Here is an 11,924-nt window from a genome sequence, read left to right as displayed (position 1 = left end):
AACAACAAGATAAAAGTAATCAAGAGAGTATCTTATGGAGTCAGAAATTTTAAGAGATTCAGAGCAAGAATCATGCATTCATTAACATAAAGAAACTGACAGAGTGAATATACACTCTGCCAGCCTATGATCTCATTTTATGAGTTCTACCCCAACATTTGACATAGAACCAAAGTAAAATTAAAACGACCGGTTAAATCGAACCGGTCGTTTTGTACTATCTAATTTTTCTTCTAGTGAAAGTTATCGATAGATCGATTAGCAAATGCCCTGAGCCAGCATAGCGTCAGCAACTTTCAGGAATCCTGCGATGTTAGCGCCTGCTACCAGGTTGTAACCAAAGCCGTATTCTTCAGCAGCTTCTTTACATTCTTTATGGATGTTAACCATGATGTCTTTCAGCTGAGCATGTACCTGTTCAGGTGTGAATACAGTCTTGCCTGCGTTCTGTCCCATTTCGATGCAAGAGCAAGCAACACCGCCTGCGTTTGCAGCCTTAGAAGGTCCTACAACTACGCCGTTTTCCTGCAGGTAAGCGATTGCTTCGTTTGTGGAAGACATGTTAGAACCTTCGCAGAGGAACTTACATCCGTTAGCAACAATCTGCTGAGCGTCTTCGATTCTGATTTCGTTCTGAGTTGCGCATGGGATGTAGAGGTCAGCCTTAACTTCCCAAGGCTTCTTACCAGCAACGAATTTTGCGTTAGGATACTTTTCTGCATAAGGTGAGCAGATGTTCTTTCCGGAAGCTCTGAGTTCGAGCATGTAGTCAACCTTGTCACCGGATACGCCATCTTCATCAAGGATGTATCCGTCAGGACCGGAAATTGTGATAACCTTTGCACCAAGTTCGTTCAGCTTGCAAACTGTACCCCAAGATACATTACCGAAACCGGAAACTGCAACTGTCTTGCCTGCCAGCTTTTCGCCGCATGCTTCGAGCATTTCGTTTGCATAGTATACGATACCGTAACCTGTAGCTTCAGTTCTGCCGTTCAGGCCGCCCCATGAAAGGCCTTTACCTGTAAGAACGCCTTCGTATCTGTTTACGATCTTCTTGTACTGACCAAACATGTATCCGATTTCTCTTCCGCCAACACCAAGGTCTCCTGCAGGAACGTCTGTAGAAGGTCCGATGTGTCTGTAAAGTTCAGTGATGAACGCCTGGCAGAATCTCATAACTTCTGCATCGGATTTACCAGTTGGGTCGAAGTCAGCGCCGCCCTTACCGCCGCCGATTGGAAGACCAGTCAGGCTGTTTTTGAAGATCTGTTCAAATCCGAGGAACTTGATGATACCAGGATATACGTTTGGAGCGAATCTCAGACCGCCTTTGTAAGGTCCGATTGCGCTGTTGAACTGATATCTGTATCCCTTGTTTACATGGATTTTACCGTTATCGTCTACCCATGTTACTTTGAAAGTGATACCTCTTTCAGGCTCTACGAGTCTTTCGAGGATAGCGTTTTCTTCGTATTCTGGGTGCTTTTCGATAACTGGTTCAAGTGAACGAAGAACTTCTTCTACTGTCTGATGAAATTCAACTTCACCCGGATTGTTCTTTTTACAATCTTCGATAACTCTTTCAATGTACTTGTTTGACATCTCCGTCGTCTCCTTTTTTGATTAGAATTTTAAATTAGATACATTTAACACTAATATAATATCATTATCGCCGTAAAGCGTCAAGATTGTATTGATTGTATACAATTTGCGTAAAGCGTTGATATCATATATGTAGAGATTATATGAAGATTTGCTGAATTCATATAACGAATGACTAATTATTTCTTGAAAAAACAGGCAGAAAAAAGTATAATTTTTTATGTATGGTAACGGAAAGGAGGTCTCATTATGGATGAAAAGAAAACATTTGATGAAGCCGCAGAAGAAATAGTATCTTTAGCCGGCGAAAAGCATTTCAAAACCATAAGAGAGAAACTCCTTGTTTTTAATTCTCCTGATATTGCTGAAATACTGGAAGAGGTTCTTGAAGAAGTGGGAATTACGGAAACAGTCATTATTTTCCGTCTGCTTCCAAAGGATATATCTGTTGAGGTTTTTTCATATCTTCCGTCTGATGACCAGGTGCGAATCATAAATGCCATTACAGATACGGAAATATCATATATTATAGATGAACTGGATTTTGACGATAAAATCGACGTTCTAGAAGAACTGCCGGCTAATCTGGTGGATAAGATTTTGGAAAAGACGCCTAAAAACGAAAGAAGTCTTATAAATACATTCCTAAATTATCCTGAGGACTGTGCCGGCACACTTATGACTCCGGATTATATAAGTTTGGAACAGAGTTGGACCGTTAGGAGAGCTTTGCGCCATATAAAAAATGTGGGAATGGATTCGGAGACTGTATATACATGTTATGTAAAATCCGCAGGCAGAGTGTTGGAGGGAATAGTTTCTCTAAGGACTCTTGTTGTAAGCGATGATGATGTGCTTATTTCTGACCTTATGCATACGGATATAGTTTCTATAAATGTATATGAAGACCAGGAAGAAGTTTCAGAGAAATTTAAAAAGTACGGTTTTATTGCCATACCTGTTGTTGATAATGAAAAGAGATTGGTAGGTATAATCACCGTCGACGATATATTTGATGTCATTGAAGAGGAAGCCACTGAGGATATGGAAAGGATGGCCGGTGTATTGGATGATTCGGATACCGAGTATCTGGATATGAGTGTATGGCAGCAGGTTAAGAACAGATTTCCATGGCTGTTTTTCCTTATGCTTTCTTATATCCTTACGGGAAGCATAATCTCAACATCGGAAGCGACGCTGGCTTCCGTACCGGCACTTATAATTTACATGCCGATGCTTATGGGCACAGGAGGAAATTCCGGCTCCCAGTCGGCGACTCTGGTAATAAGAGGACTTTCCGTGGGTGATATAGAGCTTAAAGATGCACTGAGAGTTTTATGGAAGGAATTTAGAATAAGTTTTGTAATAGGGCTCAGCTTAAGCGTTTTAAATTTTGTCAGAGTTATGATAGAACAAAGAGGTGATCCGTTACAGGTTCAGATTGCTTTGACGGTATCAGTTGCCATGGTAGCGATAGTTGTTGCGGCGAAGTGCATAGGTAGTATGTTGCCTATGGCTGCAAAGAAGGTAGGTATTGACCCGGCTCTTATGGCAAGTCCGATGATATCTTCTCTGACAGATATGGTTTCCATAGGAACTTACCTGCTGCTTGCAGGGGCATTCCTAGGCGTGATAGGTTAATACAAGTGTAAGAGGTGAAAAAGAATGAACGGAAATGTTCTTAAACCTAGAAAAATACAGAGCCACAAAGGCGATTACGGCAAGGTTTTAGCTGTGTCCGGTTCTGTGGGTATGGCAGGTGCTGCAGTTATGTGCGGAAGGGCAGCTATCAGATCTGGAGCTGGTCTAGTAAGGTTTGCTGTTCCGAAGGAGCTCTTTAATATTCTTCAGATATGCGTGCCTGAAGCAACATGCCTTGAACGTGATTTTGAAAATGTAATAGATATTAACGATTATGAAGCTATAGCTTTAGGCTCCGGCTTAGGATTGGAAAAATCAAACATTCCTATTCTTAAGAAGGTTCTAAACGATTATAAGGGAACTTTAGTGCTTGATGCTGACGGACTTAATTGTGTGATGAAGTATTCATTATACGGAAATTTAAAAGCTTCTCAAGCAGATATCATACTGACTCCTCATATGGGCGAGGCAGCAAGGCTTTTGGAAGTGGAAAGCATAGATATAAAGGATAGGGAAAAGGCAGCCCGTGAAATACAGGAGGCCTTTGGTACAACCGTTGTGATGAAGGGTGCCAATACTTTGGTTCTTACGGAAAATAAAATCTATGTCAATGATACAGGAAATCCTGGAATGGCAACAGGGGGTTCCGGTGATGTGTTGACAGGAATAATAGCTTCTCTGGCTGCTCAGGGATACAGCGGATATGAGGCTGCAAAGATAGGAGTATATATCCACGGACTTGCAGGAGATATATGCGCTGAAGAGATAGGACAAATTGGCATGACTGCCATGGATATAGCTGACAGAGTGCCTGAAGCATTCAGGCGACTTGCTTCAAATAGTAATGATGGGAGAGACAAATGAGTACCGTTGAATTAAAGGAAATCGCAAGAAACATAAGAATGACCGTTATTGAAGCTGTACATGCTGCAGGCTCAGGCCATCCAGGTGGTTCTCTTTCTGCGGCTGATATAATGACAGTGCTGTATTTTGACGAAATGAACATAGATCCAAAAAATCCGCAGATGGATGAAAGAGATAGATTTGTACTTTCAAAGGGTCATGCAGCACCTGTACTTTATGCGGCTTTAGCTGAAAGAGGATTTTTCCCTAAAGAGGATGTTCTAACTTTGAGAAAGCTGGGAAGCAAATTCCAGGGTCATCCTTCAAGAGATAAAGTTCCTGGAGTTGAAATGTCTACAGGTTCACTGGGACAGGGAATTTCTGTTGCTGTAGGTATGGCCATTGCAGATAAGCTTGATAAAAAGGAAAGAAGAGTATATGCACTTCTCGGTGATGGAGAAATACAGGAAGGTATAGTATGGGAAGCATTTATGGCTGCTTCTCACTACGGGCTTTCAAATCTTACAGCAATCATCGATTGGAACGGCCTTCAGATAGACGGCAAAAATGATGATGTAATGACTGTTAAGCCGATTGATGAAAAGCTTAAAGCCTTCGGCTGGGATGTAACTGTTATCGATGGACATGATATAGACGAAATAAAGAAAGCATTTGAACATGCAAGAGGCGAAAAGAACAAACCATCTGCCATTATTGCAAAAACTCATAAGGGTAAAGGAGTATCCTTTATGGAGGATCAGGCTGGATGGCACGGTAAAGCTCCGAACGATGAACAGTTTGAGCAGGCGATGAAGGAACTGGGAGGTGACAGATAATGGCAGACAAAATAGCAACAAGGGAATCCTACGGAAAAGTTCTTGTGGAAATGGGAGCAAAGAAAAGCGACCTGGTTGTAATGGATGCCGACTTGTCCGGTTCCACAAAGACGGGAGAATTTAAAAAGGTATACCCTGAAAGATTTTTCAATGCAGGTATCGCTGAACAAAATCTATACGCCATGGCAGCAGGCATAGCCCTTTCTGGAAAGACAGTTTGCGCTTCCACATTTGCAATGTTTGCTTCTGGAAGAGCATTTGAGATCATAAGAAACTCTATTGGATATACTGGAGCCAATGTAAAGGTATGTGCAACACATGCAGGAATTACTGTGGGAGAAGACGGAGCAAGCCATCAGACTTTTGAGGATCTGGCGCTTATGAGAACTATTCCGGGTATGACTGTAGTAAATCCTTGTGACGATGTAAGCGCAAGAAAGCTTCTTACTCAGGTAATAGAAATGCAGGGGCCTGCTTATGTAAGACTTGGCAGAGCTGCGGTTCCCGTATTTTATGATGAAGATGTAAAGTTGGAAATAGGTAAGGGCCATAAACTTAAGGATGGTAAGGATATTACAATCATCGCCACAGGTATCATGGTAAACGAAGCCATGAAGGCTGCGGAGATTCTTGAAAAGGATGGCCTTGATGTCAGAGTTATAGATATTCATACAATTAAGCCTGTTGACAAGGATATTATAATAGAAGCAGCGAGAGAAACCCGCGGCATTATAACAGCAGAGGAACATTCAGTAATCGGTGGACTTGGAAGTGCTGTTGCTGAAGTAACTTCCATGTATGCACCATGCAAGGTTATAAGGGTAGGACAGATGGATACCTTCGGGGAATCCGGTAAGCCTACAGAACTTATGGCTAAATATGGAATGGATGCTGACGAAATAGTGAAAAAAGCAAGAGAGGAATTTTTATAATGATACGTTTTGATCACGTTACAAAAAGATACAGTTCCAATGTCGGACTTGAGGACGTGAGTATTGATATTGAAAAGGGCGAATTTGTCTTTTTGGTTGGTCCTAGCGGCGCCGGAAAATCTACTTTTATCAAACTCATAATGAAGGAAATTGAAGCCGACGAAGGAAGTATTCAGGTGATGGGACAGGAGGTTGTGAACCTTTCCAGCAGAAAGCTGCCCCAGCATAGAAGAAATATAGGAATGATTTTCCAGGATTTCAGATTGCTGCCAAATAAAACAGTGTTTGAAAATGTGGCATTTGCCATGGAAATAGTTCACAAATCCAACAGACAGATAAGAAAACAGGTTCCAAGGGCCTTGAGCCTTATGGGTATTTCAAGTAAAGCTAATATGTTTCCTGATGAGCTTTCTGCAGGTGAGCAGCAGAGAGTGGCAATTGCAAGGGCAATTATAAACAAGCCTGCTGTTATCATAGCAGACGAACCTACGGGAAACCTGGACCCTGCCACTGCATGGGAAATTATGACTCTCCTTGAGGAAATCAACAGAAGAGGTACAACAATCGTGATGGTAACCCATGCCAAGGATATAGTTGATAGAATGAAAAAGAGGGTTGTAACAATAAATCAGGGCAGAATAGTAAGAGACGATGTGGGTGCATACGCTCTCAGAAGCGAAAAACCGGCGGCAACTGAAATAAAAGCTGCTGCAAGTCAGGGAGGTGAAGCCGATGAATAAATTCATGTACTCTCTGAAACAGGCACTTAAGCAGATTGGAAGAAACAAAGGTATGACATTTACATCGGTGTTTGCCATAACGGCAATGCTTATCATACTGGGACTTTTCTTTATGGTAATCGTAAACATAAATACAGCTGCCGAAACAATTAAAAATGATTATAATAATATAGAAGTTTTCTTTAAGGACGATGTAACTGATGAGGAGATAAAAACCATACAGGCTGATGTGGAAGAATGGGATCAGGTTGACACCGTTACCGTAAGAACAAAAGAGGAAGCTTTGGAAATTCTGAAAATCAGATGGGGAGATAATGGATATCTTCTGGATGGGCTTTCTGAAAATCCTTTGCCTAACTCGATTGTTATAACGGTGGATGCCCTCGATAAGGCAGATCAGGTTGCCGCTCAGGCAGAAAAAATCGAAGGTGCTGAGGATGTCAACTTCTACAAAGACACTGTAGAAAAGCTGATATCAGCCACAAAGGGATTTCAGATTGCAGCCATAATAGTAATGATATTCCTGATAATAGTTTCGACTGTGGTGGTATCTAACACTATTAAGCTTACGGTGTTTAATAGATCCGATGAAATCGTGATTATGAAATATGTCGGTGCTACAAACTGGTTTATACGGGCTCCGTTCTTGCTAGAAGGTATTATAATTGGCCTTATATCGGCCATAGTATCTTCCGGTATAGTAGCCCTAATATATGCGGGTGTAATAAAAGTAATAGGAGGAGAGGTGCTAGCTATTCTCTCCACTTCTCTGGTACCTTTGGGATTCCTTGCCTTTAATCTGGTATGGATATTTATAGCTCTGGGAGTTAGCATAGGTGCTTGGGGAAGTATGATTTCCATGAGAAGATTCCTTGATACTAAATAGTAGTAGGGTAATAGTGAGGTTGTTATGAATAGGACATTTGGAAAGACCATATGTGTGCTAGTGGCATTTTTCATGGTGCTGGCGGTGGCATGTGGAAGTTATGTGGCAAATGCTAAGGAAACTCAGCAGAGCCTCCAGAACAAAATAGATAATGCCCAAGAACAGATTGACGAAAATAACGAAAAGAAAAAGAATATAGAAGGAGATATGTCTGATCTTGAAGATCAGATAAAAGATGCAGAAGCTGAAGTCAGTGCTTTGGAAGCAGAAGTTGCAGATGCCAACGCACAGCTTCAACAGACTGCGGACGATTTGGAGGAAAGTGAAGAAGATTTAGGCGATAGACTGCGCACAATGTACAAAAGTGGCAGTATGGGCTTTATAGATGTTTTATTCAGCTCTGAAAATGTATCCGAACTTATGAACAATTTTTCAATCGTTCAGTATATATTTAAAAACGATAAAGATATTGTATCCGATCTTAAAGATAGACATGAAGAGTTAAATGAAATGGCAAAGGCTCTTGAAGCAAAGCAAAGCGAGCTTAATGCCAAGCAGGAAGCATTAGGTGATAGTTACAGTCAGTTAGCATCAGCTAAAAAAGAGGTAAATGCCGAAAATGCAGACCTTCAGGAACAGATTGACCAGTGGCAGGCTGATTCTGCAGCAATAGCAGCTCAGATAAACAATGCTCAGCAAGGTGGAGGCGGTTATCAGCCGCCTGCAGGTTCAGTAAGCAGCAGTGGCTTTGCGTGGCCTGTGCCAGGTCATTCAAGGGTATCATCTGAGTATGGATGGAGAATGCTTAACGGTAAAAGCGATTTCCATTTGGGAATAGATATACCGGCACCTACAGGAACTCCTGTGGTGGCAGCTAAGGACGGTATGGTTATAGCTACTGGCGGACAGCATTGGAGCTATGGTAATATTGTAATAATAGACCATGGCAATGGTGTGGCTACTGCTTATGCCCATAATAGCAGCATACTTGTTTCTGATGGACAGATTGTAAAAAGAGGTCAGACTATAGCTCTTGCGGGTAACACCGGTAATTCCTTTGGTTCACATTGTCACTTTGAAGTGCGAATTAACGGACATACGGTTAACCCTAGGAACTATCTCTAATATAAAATTTATCTAACATAAATTTATCTAACATAAATTTATCTAACATAAAACCGAAACATGGAGTAATCAATGTGAGGAGTGAATGTATGAAAGGAAAAACGACATCTGAGGGGAAAATGACAGCAAAGAAAATTATTTGTTTGGCTACTGCGTTTCTGATGACATTTGGAATAGCCTTCGGTAGTTATTCAGCAAATGCAAAGGAAACTCAGCAGAGCTTGCAGAACAAAATCAATAACGCTCAAAATCAGATTGACGAAAACAACAGTAAAAAATCAGAAATTGAGGAAGATATGTCTGATTTGGAGAGTAAAATTGATAAAGCAGAAAGCGAGGTCAGCGCTCTCGAAAGCGAGGTCGCTGAAGCCAATAGCAACCTTCAAGATGCTGCTAATGAGCTTGAAGAAGGTAACAAGGCACTCAACGACAGATTGAGAACCATGTATAAAAGTGGCAGTATGGGCTTTGTCGATGTAATACTGAGTTCAGAGAATGTATCTGACCTAATGAACAACTTTTCGATTGTTCAGTACATATTCAAAAACGATAAGGATATTGTAACTGAGCTTAAGGAAAAGCATGAACAGTTAAATGAAATGGCAAAGACTTTGCAGGCAAAACAAAGCGAGCTTAATGAAAAGCAGCAAGCTTTAAATGCTGACTATTCAGCTTTAGCCGATGCAAGAGCTGAAATACAGTCTGAAAACGCTGATCTCAATAGACAGATAGAAGACTGGAGAGCTGACTCAGCTGCATTGGAAGCGATAATAAACCAAGCACAATCTTCAGGAAGCAGCGGCAGTAGCGGTGGAGGAGGAAGCTCCGGAGGCGGATATAATCCACCAGCTTCTGTTTCAGGACAGGGCTTTATTTGGCCATGTGCCGCAGGTGGATATACTTCTAGAGATTTTGGGAGTTTTGATCCTGCATGGGATGTAATTCCTCATCTGGGAAAGGACATTGCCGGTATTCCATATGGTTCAGCAATACTTGCTTCTAAAGGCGGTAGAGTTATTTACGCAGGTTGGCAGGGAACCTACGGAAATCTTGTTGTAATTGATCATGGTAACGGTATCTCTACAGCTTATGCTCATAACAGTGGAATCGCTGTAAGCGTTGGACAGACTGTAAGTCAAGGCCAGACCATAGCGTATGCTGGTAGTACAGGTAACTCATCAGGAGTACATTGTCACTTTGAGGTACGTGTAAATGGTAAGGCTGTAGATCCGAGAAATTATTTATAATATATGAAAAAAAATATCAATGAAATAGTTTTAAATCTACTTTATAAGAGAGGTATCACAGGAGACAGGGATATAACGGAATTCCTGTCTCCTAAGCCTTTACGCACATATGACCCGTTCCTCATGAAAGGTATGAGAGAAGGGGTCTTACTTATAGTTGACGCAGTTAAAAATAATAAAAGAATATGTATATACGGCGATTATGATGCTGATGGTGTAACATCTGTAAGTGTTCTTAAATCTATTCTCGATGATATATCTGAAAATATCAGTTACTATATTCCTGGAAGATTTGATGAAGGATATGGGCTTAATATCGACGCAATAAAAAACATATATGAACAGGGGACACAGCTGCTGATTACAGTTGACTGCGGTATAACCTCAGCAGAAGAAGTAAGCTATGCAAAGAAGCTGGGAATGGATGTTATTGTTACTGATCATCATAACATCGGGGAAAATATTCCTGACTGCATTGTTATAGATCCAAAACAGAAAGACTGTCCTTATCCCTTTGACGGCCTTGCAGGATGCGGTGTGGCATTTAAGCTGGCACAGGGTATACAGAGGCAGATGGGACTTTCAAAGAATACGATAAACAATCTTTTAGATATAGTAGCTCTAGGAACTATCGGAGATGTGGTGCCTTTGGTTGACGAAAATAGAACTATTGTAAAGTATGGAATAAATCGTATTAGAACCAATAAAAGACCCGGACTGGAATATCTTATAAATAAAATAGGAAAGGGAAGTCAGTTTATGACCGCTGAAGATATATCCTTTGGAATAGTTCCGAACTTAAATGCTGCCGGACGCATGGGAAACGCGGATATGGCCGTTAAATTTTTTACTGTATCGGATACTGTTAAGTCTAAAGAGATAGCAGATAGCCTCATAGAACTTAATGCATTGAGAAAGGAGATTCAGGAAAGGGATTACCAAAGATGTATTACTGTATATGAAGTGGAATATAGTAACTGTCTTTTTCCACTTATAGTTTTAGAGGGAGCCCATGAGGGAGTTGCAGGTATAGTTGCAGGAAAGATGAAGGATTATTGCAATAAGCCTGTGGCAATTCTTACGGAAAAGGATGGAACTTATAAAGGGACCTGTCGCAGTACTGAAGATGTGGATATCCATGAAATTCTTTCCAAATGCCAGGAGTTATTTGAAAAATTTGGAGGTCATAGGGGAGCCTGCGGTTTTACAATCAAGATTGAAAATCTTAATCTTTTAAGAGAAGCCGTTGAAAAAGAAATGACTGAAATTCATTGCGATATGGCAGATAAAAAAGATTGTGAGATTAGCTTTGATATGGAACTTTCCGGTGGTGATGTCACGGATAATCTTGTCGAAGAGTTGGAACTATTGGAGCCTTTTGGAGCGGGAAATGAAAAACCTGTATTTGCAATAAATAAGTGCAGGGTGGTTTACATGAGCTACATGGGTTCTGATAATATTCATATGAGATTTACGGTGGAAGCAACTGACGGAAACAGAGTCGCCTGCGTGATGTTCAATGTACCTGAAGAGGTAACATCTAAAATGGATAAAGGTGTTTTGTTAAATATAACTGGAACTTTTGCATTTAACAGATGGAACGGAAGAAGGGATATACAGATGACAGTGAAAGATATCTCTTTCTGTTGACGGTAACTTTACTCGATGATATAATTACTGCTGTAAAGTGCTAAAGCACAGAAAGGGGTGTAGAAATGTCCTACGAATCAAAGCTAAAAAGAGAAGATGTGGATGAACTGTTTGATGCGGTACTTTTGCTGAAGGACAGGGAGGAATGCTATAGATTTTTCGAAGATATATGTACTGTTAATGAAATTCATGCTATTGCCTAAAGATTGCAAGTGGCAAAGTTACTGAACAGCGGTAGGACATATAATGAAATCGAACAGCAGACTAAAGCTTCCACAGCAACCATAAGTAGAATAAACAAGTGCCTGCAGTATGGAGCAGACGGTTATAAAATAGTACTTAAAAGAATGCAGGAAGAAGAAAAATAAAGGAAATAAAAGAACGGGTTTGTATGAAATTACAGTTTCATACAAACCCGT

11 protein-coding genes and 1 pseudogene are annotated in these 11,924 nt (G+C 40.8%); 11 read left to right on the top strand and 1 reads right to left on the bottom strand.

The genetic code is table 11. The annotated features are described in order from the left end of the window. Positions 1-9 precede the first annotated feature (9 nt). A complete protein-coding gene (locus tag INF20_RS06635; RefSeq protein ID WP_226385405.1) occupies positions 10-90 on the top strand; it encodes a transposase in 81 nt (26 codons plus the stop codon). Positions 91-258: 168 nt separating this feature from the next. On the opposite strand, the gene gdhA is transcribed toward INF20_RS06635, so the two are convergent. Continuing rightward, on the bottom strand, positions 259-1,605 hold the full coding sequence (gdhA, locus tag INF20_RS06630; protein ID WP_226385590.1) for an NADP-specific glutamate dehydrogenase: 1,347 nt from the start codon (positions 1,603-1,605) through the stop codon (positions 259-261). A 249-nt stretch (positions 1,606-1,854) separates the two neighbouring features. Here gdhA and mgtE point away from each other — a divergent pair, with 249 nt between their 5' ends. The 10 genes and pseudogenes from mgtE (at position 1,855) to INF20_RS06580 (ending at position 11,873) form a co-directional block, all read left to right on the top strand. Then, a complete protein-coding gene (gene mgtE, locus INF20_RS06625) occupies positions 1,855-3,246 on the top strand; it encodes a magnesium transporter (protein WP_226385589.1) in 1,392 nt (463 codons plus the stop codon). Between the two features lie 24 nt (positions 3,247-3,270). Then, the gene (locus INF20_RS06620) at positions 3,271-4,110 is read left to right on the top strand and encodes an NAD(P)H-hydrate dehydratase (RefSeq protein WP_226385588.1); all 840 of its coding nucleotides are present in this window, start codon (positions 3,271-3,273) and stop codon (positions 4,108-4,110) included. Next, the gene (locus INF20_RS06615) at positions 4,107-4,925 is read left to right on the top strand and encodes a transketolase (RefSeq protein ID WP_226385587.1); all 819 of its coding nucleotides are present in this window, start codon (positions 4,107-4,109) and stop codon (positions 4,923-4,925) included. The genes INF20_RS06620 and INF20_RS06615 overlap by 4 nt, the downstream gene beginning before the upstream one ends. Beyond that, positions 4,925-5,857 (top strand): transketolase family protein, encoded by a 933-nt coding sequence (locus tag INF20_RS06610; RefSeq protein WP_226385586.1) that lies wholly within the window; start codon positions 4,925-4,927, stop codon positions 5,855-5,857. The genes INF20_RS06615 and INF20_RS06610 overlap by 1 nt, the downstream gene beginning before the upstream one ends. Then, positions 5,857-6,597 carry a cell division ATP-binding protein FtsE gene (ftsE, locus tag INF20_RS06605; protein ID WP_226385585.1) on the top strand — a complete coding sequence of 247 codons (741 nt, stop codon included), beginning with the start codon at positions 5,857-5,859 and terminating at the stop codon, positions 6,595-6,597. The genes INF20_RS06610 and ftsE overlap by 1 nt, the downstream gene beginning before the upstream one ends. Then, positions 6,590-7,483, top strand: coding sequence for a permease-like cell division protein FtsX (gene ftsX / locus INF20_RS06600; RefSeq protein ID WP_226385584.1), 894 nt, complete (start codon positions 6,590-6,592; stop codon positions 7,481-7,483). Before ftsE ends, ftsX begins: the two co-directional genes overlap by 8 nt. Before the next feature lie 24 nt (positions 7,484-7,507). Further along, positions 7,508-8,608, top strand: coding sequence for a murein hydrolase activator EnvC family protein (locus INF20_RS06595; RefSeq protein ID WP_226385583.1), 1,101 nt, complete (start codon positions 7,508-7,510; stop codon positions 8,606-8,608). Positions 8,609-8,697: 89 nt separating this feature from the next. Beyond that, positions 8,698-9,855 (top strand): murein hydrolase activator EnvC family protein, encoded by a 1,158-nt coding sequence (locus INF20_RS06590; protein ID WP_226385582.1) that lies wholly within the window; start codon positions 8,698-8,700, stop codon positions 9,853-9,855. A 3-nt stretch (positions 9,856-9,858) separates the two neighbouring features. Beyond that, positions 9,859-11,505 (top strand): single-stranded-DNA-specific exonuclease RecJ, encoded by a 1,647-nt coding sequence (gene recJ / locus INF20_RS06585; protein WP_226385581.1) that lies wholly within the window; start codon positions 9,859-9,861, stop codon positions 11,503-11,505. 65 nt (positions 11,506-11,570) lie between these two features. After that, positions 11,571-11,873 (top strand): annotated as a pseudogene (locus tag INF20_RS06580) (YerC/YecD family TrpR-related protein). The last annotated feature ends 51 nt before the right edge of the window (positions 11,874-11,924 follow it).

It is taken from the genome of Gallibacter intestinalis (assembly GCF_014982745.1).
Taxonomy (GTDB): domain Bacteria; phylum Bacillota; class Clostridia; order Peptostreptococcales; family Anaerovoracaceae; genus Gallibacter; species Gallibacter intestinalis.
This window is presented reverse-complemented; position numbering and strand designations above follow the sequence as displayed.